The organism is Ferruginibacter sp., assembly GCF_049840995.1.
GTDB lineage: Bacteria > Bacteroidota > Bacteroidia > Chitinophagales > Chitinophagaceae > Ferruginibacter.
On the sequence record NZ_JASGIP010000004.1, the window covers coordinates 267,244 to 287,851 of the forward strand.

Annotated in this window: 20 protein-coding genes; 10 read left to right on the forward strand and 10 right to left on the reverse strand. The window is 43.0% G+C overall.

Annotated features, from left to right (window positions below):
- Nucleotides 1-12: 12 nt before the first annotated feature.
- Genes QM738_RS11920 through QM738_RS11940 form a run of 5 tightly spaced genes read right to left on the reverse strand, consistent with a single transcriptional unit; the run spans nucleotide 13 to nucleotide 5,869 of the window.
- A complete protein-coding gene (locus tag QM738_RS11920; RefSeq protein ID WP_462276944.1) occupies nucleotides 13-1,017 on the reverse strand; it encodes an SDR family oxidoreductase in 1,005 nt (334 codons plus the stop codon).
- A gap of 50 nt (nucleotides 1,018-1,067) precedes the next feature.
- Nucleotides 1,068-2,357 (reverse strand): nucleotide sugar dehydrogenase, encoded by a 1,290-nt coding sequence (locus tag QM738_RS11925; protein WP_462276945.1) that lies wholly within the window; start codon nucleotides 2,355-2,357, stop codon nucleotides 1,068-1,070.
- A 21-nt stretch (nucleotides 2,358-2,378) separates the two neighbouring features.
- Nucleotides 2,379-3,353, reverse strand: coding sequence for a UDP-glucuronic acid decarboxylase family protein (locus QM738_RS11930; protein WP_462276946.1), 975 nt, complete (start codon nucleotides 3,351-3,353; stop codon nucleotides 2,379-2,381).
- Between the two features lie 19 nt (nucleotides 3,354-3,372).
- Nucleotides 3,373-4,692 carry a UDP-glucose dehydrogenase family protein gene (locus QM738_RS11935; RefSeq protein ID WP_462276947.1) on the reverse strand — a complete coding sequence of 440 codons (1,320 nt, stop codon included), beginning with the start codon at nucleotides 4,690-4,692 and terminating at the stop codon, nucleotides 3,373-3,375.
- Nucleotides 4,693-4,738: 46 nt separating this feature from the next.
- Nucleotides 4,739-5,869, reverse strand: a complete 1,131-nt coding sequence (locus QM738_RS11940; RefSeq protein ID WP_462276948.1) for a DegT/DnrJ/EryC1/StrS family aminotransferase — start codon at nucleotides 5,867-5,869, stop codon at nucleotides 4,739-4,741.
- A gap of 168 nt (nucleotides 5,870-6,037) precedes the next feature.
- On the opposite strand from QM738_RS11940, the gene QM738_RS11945 reads away from it, so the two are divergent.
- Nucleotides 6,038-7,303 (forward strand): 3-deoxy-D-manno-octulosonic acid transferase, encoded by a 1,266-nt coding sequence (locus tag QM738_RS11945; RefSeq protein WP_462276949.1) that lies wholly within the window; start codon nucleotides 6,038-6,040, stop codon nucleotides 7,301-7,303.
- Here the strand turns inward: QM738_RS11945 and QM738_RS11950 are convergent.
- A complete protein-coding gene (locus QM738_RS11950) occupies nucleotides 7,276-7,992 on the reverse strand; it encodes a hypothetical protein (protein ID WP_462276950.1) in 717 nt (238 codons plus the stop codon). The genes QM738_RS11945 and QM738_RS11950 overlap by 28 nt on opposite strands.
- A gap of 86 nt (nucleotides 7,993-8,078) precedes the next feature.
- On the opposite strand from QM738_RS11950, the gene QM738_RS11955 reads away from it, so the two are divergent.
- From QM738_RS11955 to QM738_RS11980, 6 genes are all read left to right on the forward strand, one after another.
- Nucleotides 8,079-8,648 (forward strand): thymidine kinase, encoded by a 570-nt coding sequence (locus QM738_RS11955; RefSeq protein ID WP_462276951.1) that lies wholly within the window; start codon nucleotides 8,079-8,081, stop codon nucleotides 8,646-8,648.
- Between the two features lie 5 nt (nucleotides 8,649-8,653).
- Nucleotides 8,654-9,313 carry a heme exporter protein CcmB gene (locus tag QM738_RS11960; RefSeq protein ID WP_462276952.1) on the forward strand — a complete coding sequence of 220 codons (660 nt, stop codon included), beginning with the start codon at nucleotides 8,654-8,656 and terminating at the stop codon, nucleotides 9,311-9,313.
- Between the two features lie 263 nt (nucleotides 9,314-9,576).
- A complete protein-coding gene (ccsA, locus tag QM738_RS11965) occupies nucleotides 9,577-10,302 on the forward strand; it encodes a cytochrome c biogenesis protein CcsA (protein ID WP_462276953.1) in 726 nt (241 codons plus the stop codon).
- Nucleotides 10,271-10,501, forward strand: coding sequence for a CcmD family protein (locus QM738_RS11970; RefSeq protein ID WP_462276954.1), 231 nt, complete (start codon nucleotides 10,271-10,273; stop codon nucleotides 10,499-10,501). Before ccsA ends, QM738_RS11970 begins: the two co-directional genes overlap by 32 nt.
- A gap of 79 nt (nucleotides 10,502-10,580) precedes the next feature.
- Nucleotides 10,581-11,999 (forward strand): Glu/Leu/Phe/Val family dehydrogenase, encoded by a 1,419-nt coding sequence (locus tag QM738_RS11975; protein ID WP_462276955.1) that lies wholly within the window; start codon nucleotides 10,581-10,583, stop codon nucleotides 11,997-11,999.
- A gap of 100 nt (nucleotides 12,000-12,099) precedes the next feature.
- Nucleotides 12,100-12,876: a 3-keto-disaccharide hydrolase gene (locus QM738_RS11980; protein WP_462276956.1), complete on the forward strand. Its 777-nt coding sequence runs from the start codon at nucleotides 12,100-12,102 to the stop codon at nucleotides 12,874-12,876.
- A 65-nt stretch (nucleotides 12,877-12,941) separates the two neighbouring features.
- Here the strand turns inward: QM738_RS11980 and QM738_RS11985 are convergent, their stop codons facing one another.
- The 4 genes from QM738_RS11985 to QM738_RS12000 form a co-directional block, all read right to left on the reverse strand.
- Nucleotides 12,942-13,652 carry a 3-keto-disaccharide hydrolase gene (locus QM738_RS11985; RefSeq protein ID WP_462276957.1) on the reverse strand — a complete coding sequence of 237 codons (711 nt, stop codon included), beginning with the start codon at nucleotides 13,650-13,652 and terminating at the stop codon, nucleotides 12,942-12,944.
- Nucleotides 13,653-13,682: 30 nt separating this feature from the next.
- Complete coding sequence (locus tag QM738_RS11990) at nucleotides 13,683-14,057, reverse strand: c-type cytochrome (RefSeq protein WP_462276958.1); 375 nt, start codon at nucleotides 14,055-14,057, stop codon at nucleotides 13,683-13,685.
- 24 nt (nucleotides 14,058-14,081) lie between these two features.
- Entirely contained in the window at nucleotides 14,082-15,134 is a 1,053-nt protein-coding gene (locus tag QM738_RS11995) for a sugar phosphate isomerase/epimerase family protein (protein WP_462276959.1), read from the reverse strand.
- Between the two features lie 144 nt (nucleotides 15,135-15,278).
- Nucleotides 15,279-16,439: a Gfo/Idh/MocA family protein gene (locus QM738_RS12000; RefSeq protein ID WP_462276960.1), complete on the reverse strand. Its 1,161-nt coding sequence runs from the start codon at nucleotides 16,437-16,439 to the stop codon at nucleotides 15,279-15,281.
- Nucleotides 16,440-16,656: 217 nt separating this feature from the next.
- On the opposite strand from QM738_RS12000, the gene QM738_RS12005 reads away from it, so the two are divergent.
- The 3 genes from QM738_RS12005 to QM738_RS12015 are packed head-to-tail and all read left to right on the forward strand — an operon-like array spanning nucleotide 16,657 to nucleotide 20,599.
- The gene (locus tag QM738_RS12005) at nucleotides 16,657-17,952 is read left to right on the forward strand and encodes an MFS transporter (RefSeq protein WP_462276961.1); all 1,296 of its coding nucleotides are present in this window, start codon (nucleotides 16,657-16,659) and stop codon (nucleotides 17,950-17,952) included.
- A gap of 15 nt (nucleotides 17,953-17,967) precedes the next feature.
- A complete protein-coding gene (locus tag QM738_RS12010) occupies nucleotides 17,968-18,867 on the forward strand; it encodes a hydroxypyruvate isomerase family protein (RefSeq protein WP_462276962.1) in 900 nt (299 codons plus the stop codon).
- A gap of 49 nt (nucleotides 18,868-18,916) precedes the next feature.
- Nucleotides 18,917-20,599: a GMC oxidoreductase gene (locus QM738_RS12015; protein WP_462276963.1), complete on the forward strand. Its 1,683-nt coding sequence runs from the start codon at nucleotides 18,917-18,919 to the stop codon at nucleotides 20,597-20,599.
- The last annotated feature ends 9 nt before the right edge of the window (nucleotides 20,600-20,608 follow it).

Sequence of the window (20,608 nt, forward strand, 5' to 3'; positions counted from 1 at the left end):
GAATATAAATGATCAGCTGACGATACCTTCCTTGCTGTATAATTTTTTAAAATAATTGATGGTTTCTACAAGGCCGTCTTCAAATCTTTTGGTTGGCTGGTAGCCCAGTAGTTTTTTTGCCAGTGAAATATCGGCAAGCGAATCCCTGATATCTCCATTCCTGGGTTCACGGTAAGTAGGTGGAAAATTGCTGTCCAGTTGTTGCTGGCATGCTTTGTACAGGTCATTCACTGTAAACCTTTCGCCTACTGCTACATTGTAAACTTTATTAAAGGCTGCTTCATTTTCGCTCAGCATGCCTTTTACATTTACCTGCACAGCGTTTTCTACAAAAGTAAAATCCCTGGTCTGGTTGCCATCGCCATTGATATACACCGGTGTTTCGTTAATGATGCCTTTTACAAATAAGGGTATCACGGCTGCATAAGGACCATCCGGGTCCTGCCTTGATCCGAAAATATTAAAATACCGGAACCCCATCAATTTAATGCCATATACATCTGCAAAAACCTGTGCGTATAATTCGTTGGTTTTTTTGGTGGCTGCATAAGGCGATAAACAATTGCCCACTTTATCTTCTGTTTTAGGTAAAGTAAGTTCGTCGCCATAAACAGATGATGAAGATGCGTATACAAATGTTTTAACCTTGCAGTCAATAGCTGCTTTTACCATATTGGCAAAGCCGGTTACATTTACTTCGTTAAAGTACAAAGGTTCTTTAATGCTGCGGGGTACAGAGCCCAATGCAGCCTGGTGGCTTACATAATCTATTCCTTCACAGGCCTGCACGCAGGTGGCTGCATTGCGGATATCGCCTTCAATAAATTCAAATGCAGGGTATTTTTTTAAAACGTTCAGGTTGGCAGCAAAGCCATTCACCATGTTATCCAGTACCCGCACTTTTTTTGCGCCATTTTTCAGTAAATACTCTGCAATGTGGCTGCCGATAAAACCAGCGCCACCCGTTACTAAAAAGCGATCGTTACTCAGATCTTTCGTGTGAAAAATGTTACTCATAGTTAATATCGAATAATACAAATTGTTTGCAGTCTTGCAGCTGCAGGAAATTATAAACTCCAGTAATTCCTGTTGCTTATTTTTCCCCTGTAAATGCCTTTCAGGTCTGCCACCATTGCATATGGTTTGGTGATAGAACTAAAATATGCGTCATCCAGTTTTTTATAATCATTGTGCGGAACAGTTACAATTACTGCATCATAATCATTACTGATCTGCGGCGTTAATGAAAACCCGTATTCATGTTTCAGCTCATCACTTTCTGCATAAGGGTCTGCAACATCCACATTCAGCGAATAGGATTGTAATTCCTTGATCACATCCGCTACTTTACTGTTGCGTATATCGCTCACATTTTCCTTAAAGGTAGCACCCATTACCAGTACTTTGGCATTTTTTACATTGCCGCTGTTCTGGATAATATGCTGCAATATCTTTTTAGCCACATACCCGGCCATACCATCATTGATCACCCTTCCGGCCAATATCACCTGGCTATCGTAACCCAGTTCTTTTGATTTATGTGTAAGATAGTATGGATCAACGCCGATACAGTGTCCGCCCACCAGCCCCGGCTGAAATCTTAAAAAGTTCCATTTGGTGCCTGCGGCCTCCAACACTTCATAAGTGTTGATGTCCATTTTATCAAAAATGATGCTTAGCTCATTCATTAAAGCGATATTCAGGTCACGCTGTGTATTTTCGATGATCTTGGCAGCTTCGGCCACTTTTATGGAAGAGGCTTTATGTACACCGGCTTTTACCACCAGCTCGTACACTTTTGCTATCAGGTCAAGACTTTCCGCATCACAACCACTCACCACTTTTACAATGGTAGCAAGGGTATGTTCCTTATCGCCCGGATTGATCCTTTCAGGAGAATAACCCAGTTTAAAATCGGCAACATGTTTCAGTCCGCTCAGTTTTTCAATGATCGGTAAACAATCTTCTTCGGTACAGCCGGGATAAACAGTGCTTTCAAAAACAACATAATCTCCTTTTTTAACCACTTTGCCAATAGTTTCGCTGGCTCTTTGTACCGGTACCAGGTCGGGCACATTGTGTTCATCCACCGGTGTGGGTACTGCAACAATAAAAAAATTGGCCTGCCTCAATACATCCAGGTCGTTGGTAAATTCAATATCACAACCATCAAAGGCGCTGCTTTCCAGTTCCTGGCTGGGATCAATTTTATTGCGCATCATTTCCACCCTTTTTGCATTGATATCAAAGCCGATCACTTTGATCTTTTTTGCAAATTCCAGTGCAATAGGTAAACCAACATAGCCTAAGCCAATTACGGCTAATTTTTTGTTTTTGTCAAGTAGATCCTGGTACATAAGGTTTATTAAATTGGTGAATTATTTTTTTTCGAAATCCTTTGGTAATTTATATAATTCTTCTTTAGGCAGATTTTTAAAGTACTCATAAGTTATTTTTAATCCTTCGGCCCTTTGCACTTTTGGCTGCCAGCCCAGCAATTCCTTTGCCTTGCTGATGTCTGGTTTCCTTTGCTTGGGATCATCGGTAGGCAATTCCTTGTACACAATTTTTTGTGTGGTGCCGGTCAGTTTAATGATCTCTTCTGCAAATTCCTTCAGCGATATTTCATCCGGGTTACCAATATTTACCGGTTGCACATGATCGCTCATCAGCAGCCTGTAAATACCTTCTACAAGATCATCCACATAGCAGAAACTTCTTGTCTGGCTGCCATCTCCAAATACGGTCAGGTCTTCGCCACGCAATGCCTGGCCGATGAAAGCCGGTAAAGCCCTTCCGTCGTTTAGGCGCATACGTGGGCCGTAAGTATTGAATATCCTTATGATCCTCGTTTCTACATGATGAAAAGTATGATAAGCCATTGTAATGGCTTCCTGGAAACGTTTGGCTTCGTCGTAAACACCTCTTGGTCCAACAGGATTCACATTACCCCAGTATTCTTCTGTTTGTGGATGCACCAATGGATCGCCGTATACTTCGCTGGTGCTGGCCACCAGTATCCTTGCGTTTTTTGACAATGCAAGGCCGAGGCAATTATGTGTTCCCAATGATCCTACTTTTAATGTCTGGATCGGGATCTTTAAATAATCTATCGGGCTTGCGGGTGATGCAAAGTGTAAAATATAATCCAGCTTACCCGGTACATGAATGAATTTGGATACATCGTGATGATAGAATTCAAATTCCTTCAGTTTAAAAAGATGCTCAATATTTTTAAGGTCGCCGGTAATTAAATTATCCATGCCAATTACATGGTATCCTTCTTTTATAAAACGATCACAAAGATGACTGCCTAAAAAACCCGCTGCACCGGTTATTAAAACTCTTTTCATTACTGATTTTTGAAATTATTTAATTGTTACTGCCAATAGTTTTCCTGCCCACACTTACATAATAGAACCCCATTTCCTCCATGTGTTTCAGGTCAAAGAGGTTCCTTCCGTCAAAAATGGCTTTATGTTTTAACAGCTTAGTGATCCTGTCAAAATCAGGTGTTCTGAATTCGCTCCATTCTGTAGCAATTATCAATATATCTGCATCCTTTAATGCATCGTATTGCCCTTCGCAAAAAGTGATGCTGGTACCAAGAACAGTTCTCACATTGTTCATTGCTTCAGGATCGTAAGCTGCTACAGAAGCGCCTTCTTTCAATAAGGCATCTATCATATACAAAGCGGGAGCTTCCCTTATATCATCGGTGTTTGGCTTAAATGCCAATCCCCACAAAGCGATCTTTTTTCCTTTAAGATCGTTGTTGAAATAAGCTTTTATCTTAGGTAATAAATGCAGTTTTTGTTTTTCATTGATATCCATTACTGCATTCAGTATTTTAAAATCGTAATCTGCTTCGGTAGATGATTTTACAAGTGCCTGCACATCTTTAGGGAAACAACTGCCTCCATAACCAATGCCGGGGAATAAAAATCTTTTACCGATCCTTTCATCACTTCCTATCCCTTTACGAACCATATCCACATCTGCGCCCATCCGTTCGCACAACTGGGCTATTTCGTTCATAAAAGTGATCTTGGTGGCTAAAAAAGAATTGGCGGCATACTTGGTCAGCTCTGCACTTTTTTCATCCATGAAAATAATGGGGTTGCCCTGGCGTACAAAAGGTGCATACAGGTCGTTCATTACTTTTTTTGCCTTTTCGGATGTGGTGCCTATCACCACCCTGTCCGGTTTCATAAAATCATCCACGGCCACGCCTTCGCGTAAAAATTCGGGATTGCTTACAATGTCAAATGCTACCGTAGCATTTTTTGCAACAGCTGCATGTACTTTTTCAGCCGTTCCAACCGGCACGGTACTTTTATCAATGATAACTTTATATTCCTTGATGATCTTGCCCAGGTCGTCAGCAACGCCCAGTATGTATTTTAGATCAGCGCTGCCATCTTCACCAGGAGGGGTGGGTAATGCCAGGAAAATTATTTTGGCATCTTTAACAGCATCGGCAAGCGATGTGGTAAAATGTAAACGGCCTTCCTTCTGGTTGCGTAAAAATAATTTTTCCAAACCGGGCTCGTAAATGGTTATCTGCCCTGATGATAATTTATCTACTTTGTTCTTGTCGATATCCACACATATCACATTATTTCCTGTTTCTGCAAAACACGTTCCGGTAACCAAACCAACATACCCAGTTCCAACAACGGCAATTTTCATACACTAATCCTCAAACGGAGGATGACCTTTTATTAATTTAAAAAAATTATTTGTTTACAAATTCCAATACTTTGGATACAATGAACTGCTGCTGTTCTTCATCCAGTTCTGTATGAATGGGCAGGCTGATCACTCTTTCCGTTAACCAGTCGGTAATTGGTAAAATAAAGTTGCTTCCGCCAAAGGAATCAAACATTTTTTGCCTGTGTGCCGGCACGGGGTAATAGATCATGGAAGGAACACCGTTATCTGCCAGGAATTGATGCAGTGCATCCCTGTCTACGCCTTCCAGCAATAATGTGTACTGGTGAAATACGTGTTTACTTGCCGCATCTCTAAACGGTATAGTTATCTTTTTATTATCGGCAAAAGCTTTATCATAAAAATCTGCAGCGGCCCTTCTTGCAGCAATATATTCATCCAGGTGTTTCAGTTTAATATCCAGTATAGCGGCCTGTACTGCATCCAGTCTGGAATTACATCCCACCACATCATGATAATATCTTTTACTCTGGCCATGAGATGCGATCATTCTTAATTTTGCTGCCAGTTCATCATCGTTGGTGAACATGGCGCCACCATCGCCATAGGCGCCCAGGTTTTTGCTGGGATAAAATGAGGTACAACCGATATGCCCGATGTTGCCCGTTTTTTTAGTAGTGCCATCGCTGAAAGTATAATCGTTGCCAATGGCCTGGGCATTATCTTCTATCACAAAAAGACTATGGGCATCCGCAATTTTCATGATGGCTTCCATATTGGCCGCATGGCCATACAGGTGCACCGGTACAATGGCTTTGGTTTTTGAAGTAATGGCTTTTTCAATTTCAGCAGGATCGATGCAGAATGTTTTCTTATCCACTTCTACAAATACCGGCTTGATATTGAGCAGCGCAGCTACTTCCACAGTAGCGATATAGGTAAAAGAAGGGATGATCACTTCGTCGCCGGGTTTAAGGCCCAGGGCCATCATGGCCATCTGCAGGGCATCGGTGCCGTTGCCGCAGGTAATACAATGTTTGCTGCCGTGGTATTTTGCAAGGTTTTCTGCAAAGGTACTTACCACTTTGCCCCCTATAAAAACCGAGCTTTCCAGCACATTTAAAACAGCAGCATCTACTTCAGTTTTTATTTTGTGGTACTGTGTTTTAGTATCCACCATTTGTAAGGGCCTCATATTACATTTTTTAATGTGGGCAAAGATAGTACTCGGCAGGCAGTTGGCAAAAGGTAAAAGGAACAAGTTCGCGGGGCTGAATATGAACCTGTTGACTGTTTTGCAATGATCGGGCGCAGGTGCCGGACCATGCAACCTTTTTTATATAGATTTGCTGCAAAATTCGCTTTGAGTCAACTGATCTATAATCTTTTTTTGTTCCTGTACAGTACCGGTATCAGGATCGCTGCTATATGGAACCCCAAGGCCAAAAAATGGCTGACGGGCAGAAAGGATGTGTTTGCATCTATCAAACCCCCGCAGCCCGGCGCCAAAACGGTGTGGATGCACTGCGCCAGCCTGGGCGAATTTGAGCAGGGCAGGCCGCTTTTGGAAAGCCTGAAAAAACAAGATCCATCCCTCCATATCGTATTGAGTTTTTTTTCGCCCAGCGGTTACGAAGTAATGAAGGATTATAAAACGGCCGACCAGGTGCTTTACCTGCCCATGGACAATATTTTTGCGGCTAAAAAATTCATTGATGCGGTGCAGCCATCACTGGTGCTGTGGGTTAAATACGAATATTGGTATTACTACCTGCAGGAGCTGAAAAAACGCAATATCCCGGTGCTGCTGGTATCAGGGATCTTCCGGCCCAGCCAGCCCTTTTTTAGATGGTATGGCGGTATATGGAAAAAAATGCTGGAGAACTTTGACCATTTTTTTGTGCAGAATCAATCCTCCAAAGAATTACTGGAAACCATTGGTATTACACAAAATGTTACCGTAAGCGGCGATACCAGGTTCGACCGGGTACTTGAAATTGCGCAACAATCCCTTGATTCAAAGATCATCTCCGGATTTTGCGGCGATAGCATTGTACTGGTAGCAGGCAGCACCTGGGAGGATGATGAAGTGATACTGGCTGCTTATGGCGATGAGACGCATCACGAACAAAAAATGATCATTGTACCGCACGAACTGGATAAGGCACATATCGATTCGGTAAAGAAGATGTTTAAAAGATCCGTTTGCTATACCGAAGTGGAAAATAACCCGGCGCTTTTAAATGGCATTCATGATTATAATACGCTGATCGTAGATACAATTGGTATGCTGAGCAGGTTGTATAATTATGGTCATATCAATTATATCGGTGGCGGGTTTACCAACGATGGTATTCATAATATTTTAGAGGCGGCGGTGTGGGGCAAACCCGTGATAATAGGAGAGAACTACGAAAAATATTTTGAGGCTACCGACCTGGTTGATTGCGGCGCTGCTGAAAGTATTGATGACGTGGTGGAGTTAAAAGAAGTGATGGATAACTGGCTGAACGATAAAACTGCTTATGCTGAAAGCGCTGCTGCTGCAAAAGCTTATGTATACAATGGTGCAGGCGCTTCCAAAAAAATAATGGACTACATTTATGTAAACCGTCTTCTTACCAGCTGAATGAATTGCTTTACTACTTCATGATCTTCATCCCAGCCTATTTTTGTTTTTAATTCCCTTTGTATCCAGTATTCTGCTTCGGGCAAAATAGAAAAGCTGTTGATCGTCTTGATACTTCTTTCATACATGCTTTCATCGCCGCGGAACAATTCGTTGATGTATAAAAAACGATCGTTAATACCGATGGCTTTTTTCAGGTCCCGTATCGGCGATTCGGTCAAAGAATCCCCGAGATCGATTTTTGATTGTTTTAATTTATCATTCAACGAAGCGGTGTTGGCAGCAACGGTTTCGTTCAATTCTTTTTTTTGCGGCGCTTCATTCAAATGCTGGGCAAGCGTAGGTATGATATCCTGTTCTTCCTGTTCAAAAACTATTTGCGGTTTACCATGACTGCTTATTTTTTGCAGGGCTTCTGCATTGCGTTTTATCTCTTCCAGCTCTGCTTCCAGTTCCGCTTCATCCACCTGCAATACTTCTACGATCTTTTCTTCTTCAGGTTTTACCGCAGGCAAAATGGTTTGTGGAATATCAATGTTGATAGTGGTGATAGTATTGGCGGTATTATCCGAAGCAAGCTGGTTCAGTTCCACCTGCAGCATCTGCACAGTTATCAGCAATTGACCGGCCGGGGCATTGGCGGCAAATTGCTGCTGTAATTTTTTTATGAGTGTGTCCACTCTTTGCATGAATAATTATACTTTTGATGCCCTGTAAGTGAAATCACCTTTTTGGGTGGCCTAAGTTACAAACTGAATTTTAAAAATTAATATAAATGTTTATAGAACCCAATTTTAGCGGCGAGCGGAGAGGATGGATAGAAGTGATCTGTGGCAGCATGTTCAGCGGCAAAACGGAGGAACTGATCAGGCGGTTAAAGCGGGTTAAGATTGCAAACCTTAAAGCAGAGATATTCAAGCCGGCAATAGACATTCGTTATGATGCAGAAAAAATTGTAAGCCACGATACCAATGCCATACAATCCACCCCGGTAGAAAGTTCACAGACCATTTTGCTGCTGGCCCAGGATGCAGACGTGGTAGGCATTGACGAGGCCCAGTTCTTTGATGCAGAGATCGGCAATGTATGCGAAGTGCTGGCTTTAAGGGGTATTCGTGTAATTGTGGCGGGGCTGGATATGGATTACCAGGGCAATCCCTTCGGGCAAATGCCCAATCTTTTGGCCAAGGCGGATTATATTACCAAGCTGCACGCCATTTGTGTTAAGTGCGGTAATATTGCCAATATCAGTTACCGTAAATCGGCCGAAGGGCCACAGGTATTATTGGGCGAAAAAGATATTTACGAACCCCGGTGCAGGCATTGTGCACAGGAGAAAGAGTAAAAACGATGTTTAAACAGGTATATGCTTTATTAAAAAAAGATGTTTTGCTTGAACTAAGGCAAAAGCATACTTTTTATGGCATCATTCTTTATATCGCTTCCACCATATTTGTTATTTATCTCTCTTTTCCTGATAAACCGGATGGCGCTACCTGGAACAGTTTGTTCTGGATCATACAATTATTTATTTGTGTAAATGCCGTTGCCAAAAGTTTTCTGCAGGAAGGAAGAGGGCGTATGCTGTATTTCTATTCCATTGCATCACCGGTGGCCTTCATCATCAGTAAAATGTTGTACAACCTGTTGCTGATGCTTTTTATGAGCTGCCTCAGCCTGCTGTTGTTCTTTTTCTTTTTAAGTAACCCTGCCTCCAATGCACTGCAGTTTACAGCCATCGTAATTATCGGTGGCGCCAGCATCAGTTTGGTGTTTACATTAATGAGCGCCATCGCCGCCAAGGCGCAACAAAATGCAGCATTGATCGCCATCATGGGTTTCCCGGTAATACTGCCACAATTATTATTATTGATGCGGCTGAGCAAAGTAGCTTTTGCAGAAGTGTTCCGGGATGGTGCCGTGCTGCAATTAAGCGGCATGATCATTGGCCTGGACGTACTGGTGATCGTTATGGCTGTAGTGCTTTTTCCATATTTATGGAAAGATTGATGTTGCTGCAGCAATAAAAGTCATTTCTTTTTGTTTTCCCCCGATTATAAGCAAATGATCCATACAATGGTTTGATTGGATAAAAAACAGTGCTTTTGTGTTTACATTAAATCAAACCAAAAGAAAGTGCTGTTTTTTAGAACTATCCATAATTACAGTAATTGGCTGCCACGCCCGTTCACTAATATTTAACCCTGTACAATTAACATCCAAAACCCAACTCTCCTTATCTTTGCGCCACTCAATAAAAATTTACCTTCCGGGTGAGGAAAAACTGGTGGAAAATATTGTCGCTTATCCTGCTGATCTACACAATAGTAGCAGGGTTTTTAATGAAGGTGCCCGACCTGCCGATCATCCATCAATCCATCCGCAATCTTTATTTTCATGTGTGCATGTGGTTTGCCATGATGATTTTATTCATTGTGAGCTTTGTGTACAGCATTAAATACCTGGCCAATTCCAATTACCGCAATGATATTTTTGCCCGGCATTTTGCTGCTGTGGGTGCATTTATGGGCGTGTTGGGATATGCCACCGGTTCTATCTGGGCCAATTATACCTGGCTCACCGACCAGAGCCAGAGCCTGGGCAGTGTGTTGAAAGAACCCAAGCTGCTGGGCGCTGCTATTGCATTATTAATCTATGGTGCTTATTTTGTACTGAGGGGCAGTTTTACCGATATCGACAAGCGGGCTAGGGTAAGCGCCGTGTATAACATTTTCGCTTTTGTAATGTTATTTCCCAGCATCTGGATCATACCCCGCATGGTGGGCAGCCTGCACCCCGGCGCACCGGGCAGTGAGACCGGCAACCCGGCGCTGAATGCAGAAAAAGACCTGGACGCAGGTATGCGCATGATCTTTTACCCTGCAGTGATCGGCTGGGCATTGCTCGGCGTATGGATCGCTACTTTAAAGATCAGGATTCAATTAATACATGATAAAACATTATTGCATGAAGAAATTTCACTGGATGCAAAAGGTTAAACAAGCAGTATTGCTGTTAACAGCGTTGTTTTTAACCACCGGCTCCTTTGCACAAAATGGAGGCGGTACAGATGAACTGATGCGCAGTAATGGAAAGATCTATGTAGTGGTGGCAGTTTGTTTGACCATTTTAATTGGATTGTTCATCTACGTTTTTCTGCTGGACAGGAAAATAAGTAAAATAGAAAAAGAAAATTAAACCGGCCGCCAGCAGGTTTAAGATTGTACGCAGCTATATATTTCATAACAACGATTGCAAAATTTAAAACGAAATTTTTATGTCAGCACAAGACAATTACAGTTTTTTTCAAAGCGTGGAAAAGAGCTTTGACAAAGCAGCCAAATTTACCAGTTGGGATCCCGGATTACTGGAACAGATAAAACAATGTAACTCCGTTTTGCGTATGCACTTTCCCGTTAAAGTGAATGATAAGATAGAGGTGATCAAAGCATACCGTGTGCAGCATTCTCATCACAAAGCACCGTGCAAGGGTGGTATCCGGTACAGCCCCGAAGTGAACCTGGACGAAGTGATGGCACTTGCCGCACTGATGACCTTTAAATGCGCTATTGTGAACGTACCGTTTGGTGGCGCTAAAGGTGGTATCACTATCGATCCTAAGAAATACACTGCATACGATCTTGAAAAGATCACCCGTCGTTATACTGCAGAATTAGTAAAGAAAAATTTTATCGGCCCGGGCATTGATGTACCGGCACCCGATTACGGAACCGGCGAAAGGGAAATGGCCTGGATAGTGGATACTTATACCTCTTTAAAACCGGGTGAGATTGATGCGGCAGGTTGCGTTACCGGTAAGCCAGTAACACAAGGTGGTGTGCGTGGCCGTAAGGAAGCTACCGGCCTGGGTGTTTTCTTTGGTATACGGGAAGTTTGTAACATGGAAGACCAGATGAAGAAACTGGGATTAAGCCTGGGCGTAAAAGATAAAAGGGTAGTGGTGCAGGGCCTCGGTAACGTGGGTTATCACAGTGCTAAATTCTTCCGCGAAGCGGGTGCCAAAGTGGTATCGCTGGCAGAATACGAAGGCGCTATCTTTAATGCAGAAGGATTGAACGAAGAAGAAGTTTTTCAACACAGGAAAAAAACGGGTTCTATCCTGAATTTCCCCGGCGCTACTAATCTTGCAAAAAATACGGATGCACTGGAACTGGAATGCGATATTCTGATACCGGCTGCACTGGAAAATGTGATCAACGGAGAAAATGCACCGAGGGTAAAAGCAAAGATCGTGGGCGAAGCTGCCAATGGTCCCTGCACGCCCGAAGCGGATGAAGAATTTACAAGAAGAGGCATTTTATGCGTACCGGATATGTATCTGAATGCAGGTGGTGTAACCGTAAGTTATTTTGAGTGGTTGAAAAATTTAAGCCACGTACGTTACGGCCGTTTGGAAAAACGCTTTGCCGAAAACCTGAACGGGCATATACTGGGCCAGATAGAAGAACTGAGTGGTAAAACAGTGAGCCAGAAAGAAAGGGATTTCATTATGCACGGGCCGGAAGAGCAGGACCTGGTGCATAGTGGCCTGGAAGAAACCATGATCACAGCTACAAGAGAGATCATGGATGTATGGAAAAATAATCCTGCTATACCGGATATGCGTACAGCCGCTTACGTTAGTGCTATCAATAAAGTGGCCAACAGTTATAACGAACTGGGTATTTTCCCATAAAGTGTACCGAAATTTTATTTCGGTTATATCGAAATGAAATTTCGATGCACTTGAAGACCGAAATGAAATTTCGGTGAACATAAACGATTAAAATTTGCGTATGAACAACAAACTATTGTTCTTGCTGGCTGCCTGTTTTTTTAGTGCAACCACTGCAGTGGCACAGGAAAAAGAGATCGATCCTAAATTAACAGAAGTGTATGAACCGGTCCCCCCCAAGGTAAAACCGGGTAAGACCAACAGTGATGCACCTTCGGATGCCATCATTTTATTTGACGGTAAGAATCTCGATGAATGGCAATCGGTAAATGACAGTACTAAACCGGCTTTATGGACGGTGAAGAAAGGCGCTGTTACGGTTAAAAAAGGTACCGGCAATATTCAAACCAAACGTAAGTTCACGGACTATCAATTGCATATTGAATGGAAGATACCGGCCGATATTACCGGCAGCGGGCAGGCGAGGGGCAACAGTGGCGTGTTCCTGGCTTCCACGGGCCCAGGAGATGAAGGCTACGAGATACAGGTGCTGGATTGCTATGATAACACTACTTACGTTAACGGGCAAACGGGCAGTATTTATAAACAAACCATACCACTGGCCAATGTTTGTAAAAAGCCGGGCGAATGGCAGAGCTACGATATCATCTGGACAGCACCGCGTTTTAATGCAGATGGTACTGTAAAAACACCGGGCCATATCACTGCCATGCAAAATGGTGTGCTGGTGCAGAACAATACCGAAATAAAAGGCGTAACAGTATACCGTGGCAAACCTTATTATAAAAAACATGGTGCTGCTCCTATAAAACTGCAGGATCATGGCGATCCGAGCGAACCGATCAGTTACAGGAATATCTGGGTAAGAGAATTGTAAAACGAAATAGACATAAAAAAATAAGCGCTCCATGGAGCGCTTATTTTTTATGTTCAAAGACGAACTTATAATTTTTTGATCTTGATATTCCTGTACCAAACCAGGTTACCATGATCCTGCAATGCGATCTTTCCTTTTTTGTAGATACCAAAACCCGGCATGCTTTTAAATTTACTGCCGGCTACCATTTTTTTCCAGTTATCATCCCACATGGTAGTAGTTACCACGTTGGTGCCATTTAAATAAAGTTCCAGCTTACCATCCTTCGATCTTATTTCGGCCTGGTTCCATTCACCTACAGGTTTTACGGTTTCTTTGCTGCAGGAGATCAGGTCGTACAGGTCGCCGGCACGGTGCTTAATGATCTTGCCATCGGGATGCCCGTCATTGTCCAGCACCTGCATTTCAGGACCGGTATTGTAACTGTCGGGATATTTTTGTGTATCCTCGTTCACATAAAATATGATACCACTGTTACCCTTAGACGAAATTTTCCATTCCAGCTTCAGATCAAAATTATCGTACTCTTCAGCAGTGGTCAGGTCGCCGCCTTCTCCTTTTTTAGTGGTGTCGATAGTAATCGTACCATTTTGAACGATCCACCTGCCGGTGCCATCGCTTTTTCCATAGGCATGCCAGCCCTTGGTTGTCTTACCGTCAAATAAAGTTACCCAGCCGTCTTTTTCTGTATTACCGGTATTATTTTTTGCAGCCGGTAAACTCCATGCTGACAGCGCCAATGCCGCAGCAGTAAAAACAAGGATCTTATTTTTCATATAAAAAATTATCGTCTTTATAAAACTGTTTTATTTTTCGTCTTTCAGCAACAGGATATATTTGGCCATTGCAACCGCATCCTCTTTACTAAGTGCAGCATGCGCCGCCATAGGTACGGTGCCCCAGTTACCGGAACCACCATGCTGTATCTTTTCTGCCAACAGGTTCACATTGGCTTCGGTATTTTCGTACTTCTGGCCAATCAGGTTGTAAGCAGGCCCCACAGATGTTTCGGTTATTTTATGGCAGCCAAAGCAATCGGATTTTGCAACAAGGTCCAGGCCTTTTTTATAATCCGGGTTATCGGCAGTAGAGCCGCCCGCAGGTTTGCTGCCCGAGTCGCCGCTGTTGCTGCACGAAAAACAAAATGCTGCCAATGATACTACTAAAAATGTCTTTTTCATTTCTGATGCTTATTTTTTGGGTTATTACAATCCTAAAATTGTTTTATTGAAATCGGTGTTATTGCCTGTTTCTGCAAAATCATCAAAGGCTTTTTCTGTTACCCTGATGATATGATCTTTTATAAACGGAGCGCCTTCCCTGGCACCATCTTCCGGGTGTTTGATGCAGCATTCCCATTCCAGCACCGCCCATCCCGTATAATCGTACTGCGTTAATTTGCTAAAGATAGTTTTAAAATCAACTTGTCCATCACCCAGCGAGCGAAAACGCCCTGCACGGTCTACCCAGCCTTGAAAACCGCCATACACACCCTGCTTACCGGTGGGGTTAAACTCCGCATCTTTTACATGAAACATTTTAATGCGCTCATGATAAAAATCGATGTATTGTTTATAATCCAGCTGCTGCAACACAAAATGCGAAGGATCGTATAATAAGCAGGCTCTTTTATGGTTATTTACTTTTTCTAAAAACATTTCGTAGGAGATGCCATCATGCAGGTCTTCGCCGGGATGAATTTCGTAGCAAAGATCTATCCCGCAGTTATCGAATTCATTCAATATCGGCAACCATCTTTTTCCCAGTTCAGTAAAACCATCGTTCACCAAACCTGCAGGGCGCTGCGGCCATGGATACACAGTATGCCACAATAATGCACCGCTGAAAGTGGCATGTGCATTCAAACCTAAATTCTGCGATGCTTTAGCAGCATACAGTAATTGTTGCACTGCCCATTGCTGTCTTGCTTTGGGATTGTTCTTTACTGCATCCGGTGCAAAGCCATCAAACAAGGCGTCATAAGCAGGATTCACTGCCACCAATTGTCCCTGTAAATGCGTGCTCAATTCAGATATCTGCAAACCGCAATCGTTGATCTTTCCTTTCAGTTCATCTGCATAGGTTTTGCTTTCGGCACATTTTTGCAGATCGATGAGCCTGCTTTCCCAGGTGGGTATCTGCACGGCTACAAAACCCAGGTCTTTTGCCCATTTACAAATAGATATCAAATCGTTGAACGGCGCTTTATCACCCATGAACTGGGCTAAAAAAATACCGGGACCTTTAATTGTCTGCATAGTTGAACTATCAAAGTATTTTAATAAAATAGAAAATTATTCTTTGCTTCACCACATAGGCACATAGAAAACATAGGTAAAAATGTATACGCTATGTTTTCTATGTGCCTATGTGGTAAAATTATTTCCTCCATTGTTATAGATCTATACGGTGAACACTCTCCATTTTTCTTCACCTGCTGCTGATGATGCCACTACATTGTCTACAAATGCCATCCCTCTTACACCTTCTTCCACACCCGGAAAATCCAGCCACTCTGCTTTCGGTGTTTCGCCATTAATTTTTGCCAATAATGTCAATGCAAAGTTGCGGTATAAATTTCCAAAGGCTTCCAGATATCCTTCAGGATGGCCTGCTGGTGTGCGGGTATTATGCGCTGCAAAAGAACTGTTGTAGCCGCCACCTGTCCTGTAGATCTCAGCAGGTTTATCCAGCCATTTTACAATTAATGAATTCGCATCTTCCTGTTTCCATTCCAACCCGCCTTTTTCTCCGTACACTCTTATTTTAACATTGTTCTCTTCGCCGGCAGCAATTTGCGTGGCCATTAAAACACCGGTAGCGCCGTTATTGAATTTTAATAACGCAGCACCATCATCATCCAGCAAACGGCCGGGTACTACAATGTTCAGGTTGGAACAAATGGCCGTTACCTGCAAACCACTGATATATTCAGCTAGGTTAAAAGCATGCGTACCAATATCGCCCATGCTGCCCGCTTTGCCGCTGCGTGCAGGATCGGTGCGCCAGGAAGCCTGTATCTGCCCCGTGCTTTCTAAAAAAGTGGTGAGCCAGCCCTGTGGGTATTCTACGTATATCTTTCTTATTTTTCCGAGTGTACCATTCTGCACCAGTTGCCGCGCCTGCTTTACCATAGGATAGCCGGTATAGGTATGGCATAATAACAATGACAAACCGGTAGCTTCCACTTTTGCTTTTAACTGTTTGGCTTCATCCAGCGAAAAGGTAATGGGTTTTTCCAGTACTACATTAAAGCCTTTATCCAAAGCCAGCATCGCCGGTTCAAAATGAACGGAGTTGGGTGTAACAATGCTTACAAAATCGATCCTTTTATCTGCAGGCATGGCTGCTTCTTTTTCCAGCATCGTTTTATAATCGGTATAGATCCTGTCTTCATTTAAAAAAAGCGAGCGACCCGATTCCAGCGCCACATCGGGCCGGGAGCTGAATGAGCCAGCCACCAGTTCCATCAGGCCATCCATATTCAAAGCTATGCGGTGCACCGCACCAATAAAAGCATCTTTGCCACCGCCGATCATGGCCATTCTTAATTTACGTTGCATGATATTATTTTAATCCGGAATGATAAGATTTTGATTTAAAAAATGGTTTCAGAGGATGGATGTTAAAAATAGAAAAATTTATTAAAGTGCAGGCAAGATATTTTATGCAACAAGCGCAAACGGTTGCGGGAATATTTTTTTGCAGCATTTGCGTTTTTGATGATTATTAAAATTATATTTACCAAGTAAACCTCGATTTACATCTATAAAAAACGATATGCAAACTATAAACCGCAACAAACTCTTCGTGGCAAGTTGTTTGGCCTTATTGGTAACTTCTCTTTCATTTGGTATACGTGCAGGATTACTGGGAACATGGGGCACACAATTCAACCTGGATAAAGCAGAGATCGCTTCCATTACTGCCACCGCATTCTGGGGCTTTCCCCTTGCCGTGATCATTGGTGGTATGATCGTAGATGTGATCGGTATGAAGAAGCTGCTGGTAATGGCATTTGTATTTCATCTTGCAGGCATACTGCTGACCATATTTGCAGGAAGTTTCGGAAGCCCTTACTGGGCATTATTTCTTTCCACGCTGTTGATAGGCATTGCTAACGGTACCGTAGAAGCGGCCTGTAATCCGCTAGTAACTTCTTTGTACACGGATAATAAAACTACTAAACTGAATCATTTTCATTTATGGTTTCCGGGAGGAATTGTAATAGGAACATTAGTGGTTTATTTTTTGGGCGAAAAGATCGCAGGCACAGAGAATTTAAGCAACTGGAAAATGCTGGTGGCATTGATGCTGATACCAACTTTCTTGTATGGCTTCCTTTTTATGAAAGAAAAATTCCCGGTAACAGAACGGGTGGCCAGTGGTGTGTCAACAGGCGATATGTATAAATCGCTTATTAATCCGCTTTTTATCTTCATGATCATTTGCATGTTTGGTACGGCTATCACAGAATTATTTACGGGACAGTGGATCGGTGTTTTGCTGGGTAATGTAAGCAAGGATGCTTTACTTATCCTTGCTGTATCAACCGGCATCATGGTAGTGGGTCGTGCATTTGCGGGTCCTGTTGTACACAGCCTTGCACCACAGGGTGTATTGGTAATGTCGGCTATTTTAGCAGCATTGGGATTATATATACTGGGTCATTCAGGCGGCAATATGATCTTTATAGGAGCGCTGGTATTTGGTATGGGCGTATGTTATTTCTGGCCCACAATGCTGGGCTTTGTTTCGGAAAACCTGCCCAAAACAGGCGCTGTAGGTTTAAACCTGATGGGTGGTGCAGGTATGTTCGCAGTTTCTGTATACACCATTTTTATGGGAGGTGTGTATGATGATAAAATAGCTGCTCACCTGCCTGCAGGTGCCGACCTGAAATTATATAACAGTCCCGAGGCAACTGAAAGTATGAAAACGGCATTGGCCGAAGCGAATAAAACGGCAGGACCTGAGATCATTAATACTACCTTGATACTTCCTATTGTTTTAACGGTTGCATTTATCGGATTGTATTTTTATATGCGCAACAAAAAGAAAGTAGCGCTCGCTTAACTAAAATTATTTTTAATGAACAACAATACTAATTCCAGGCGGAAATTATTGAAGCAGATCGCTGTGGGTTCGGTTGCTGTGGCTGCCGCACCTTTAAATGCACTGGCTTCCGTTCAAGAAGAAAAACCTGATATGTATAAACTCAAAGGCAATATCAATCACTCTGTTTGCAGGTGGACCTATAATTTTTTACCACTCGAAGAATTGTGCAGCGTGGCTACCAAGATCGGTTTAAAAGCCATTGATCTTGTAGGGCCCAAGGAATGGAATGTATTAAAAGCGCACGGGCTGGATTCTTCTATGTGCAATGGTGCAGAGATCAGTTTAACAGAAGGATGGAACAAACTGGAAAATCATCCTGTACTCATTAAAAATTATACCGAGCACATCAACCTGGTGGCGGATGCCGGTTATAAAAATTTGATCTGCTTCAGCGGCAGCCGTAAAGGTATGGATGATGAAACAGGCTTGAAGAATTGTGCAGCCGGTTTAAAACAGATCATTGGCCTGGCAGAAAAAAGAGGCGTGATCGTACAGATGGAATTGCTGAACAGTAAGATCGATCACAAAGATTATATGTGCGATAAAAGTGTATGGGGTGTTGAATTGTGCAAACGTGTAGGCTCCGAAAATTTTAAACTCTTGTACGATATCTACCACATGCAGATAGATGAAGGCGATGTGATCAGGACCATCAAAAATAATTACCAGTATTTTGGTCATTATCACACTGCGGGTGTGCCCGGCCGTCATGAAATAGATGAAACACAGGAACTGTATTATCCTGCTATCGCCAAGGCGATACTGGATACCGGCTTTAAAGATTATATCGCACAGGAATTCATTCCGACAGGTAAAGAAAAAGAAGATAAGATAAAGGCATTGAAAGCAGCAGTAAAATTATGTGACGTATAAAATGCAGGTTTTAAAATCATCATCGAAAATCTAAAATCACAAATAGTTTATGGCAGACAATACTTATGACGCAATTGTGGTGGGGTCCGGTATCAGTGGCGGATGGGCGGCCAAAGAGCTTACCGAAAAAGGACTGAAAGTGCTGATGCTGGAAAGGGGCAATCATATAGAACATGTAAAGGACTATGTGAATGCCACCAAAGAAGTATGGGAATTCCCTCACAGGGATAACCGTACGCAGCAAATGATAGCAGACTATCCCAAGCTGAAAAGAGATTATCCTTTAGGTGAACAGACACTCGGCATGTGGGCCAGCGATAAAGATGCACCTTATACCGAAACCAAACGTTTTGATTGGTTCCGTGCCTATCATACAGGCGGGCGCTCCCTGCACTGGGGCCGCCAGAGTTACCGCTGGAACAAATGGGATTTTGAAGCCAATGCTAAAGAAGGAATTGGTGTTGACTGGCCGGTGCGTTATGATGAACTGGCACCCTGGTACAGCTACGTAGAAAAATTTGCGGGTATCCAGGGCAGTAAAGAAGGCCTGGATGTATTGCCAGACGGTGAATTTTTGCCTGCGATGGAAATGAACGTGGTGGAAAAAGATGTATCCGGCAAACTTAAAGATTATTACAAAGGCAAACGCCACATGTTCATCGGGCGCAGTGCCAATATTACGGAAGCAAGGCCGGAACAGGGCAGGACCAATTGCCAGTACCGCGACCGTTGCTGGAGAGGTTGCCCATTTGGTGCTTACTTCAGCACACAATCAGCTACATTACCTGCTGCGAGAAAAACCAATATGCTTACGCTGGAGAATAATAAGATCGTTACCAAACTGATCTATGATAAGAATACCAAAAAAGCTACCGGTGTAGAAGCGCTGGATGCAGAAACCAACAAGACCTATACTTACAATGCAAAAATAATCTTCCTCTGTGCATCGGCATTTAACAGCACCTGGGTATTGATGAATACAGCTACGGATATATGGCCGGATGGTTTGGGCAGCAGCAGTGGCGAGCTGGGGCATAATGTAATGGATCATCATTTTCGTGTAGGCGCCAACGCTAGCGTGGAAGGATACGAAGACAAATATATTTACGGCCGCAGGCCATCGGGCATTTATATACCGAGGTTCAGGAATATTTATGATGATAAGAGAGATTATGTACGTGGCTTTGGCTACCAGGGTAGTGCCAGCAGGGGCAGGGGCCTTGATGTGGCTGAGTTTACAATTGGCTCTGAATTGAAAGATGCGCTTTGCGAACCCGGTAATTGGCACATGGGCATTACCGCTTTTGGTGAAATGTTACCGGATCACAGCAATAAGATAACACTGGATAAAACAAAGAAAGATAAATGGGGATTGCCAGTGTTGAACTTTGATGTGGAAATAAAAGAGAATGAAAAAAAGATGCGGGTGGATATGATGAATGATGCGGCAGAAATGCTGGCTGCAGTTGGTTTAAAAGATGTGAAGACTTACGACAGCGGTTATGCGGTAGGCATGGGCATTCACGAAATGGGTACAGCCCGTATGGGCCGTGATCCAAAAACATCGGTACTGAATGGCAATAACCAGGTTTGGGATGCGCTGAATGTTTTTGTGACCGACGGGGCCTGCATGACCAGCGCCAGCTGTGTAAATCCATCGCTCACCTATATGGCATTAACAGCAAGGGCGGCAGATTTTGCAGTAAAGGAATTAAAGAAAGGAAATCTTTGAGTTGAGAGT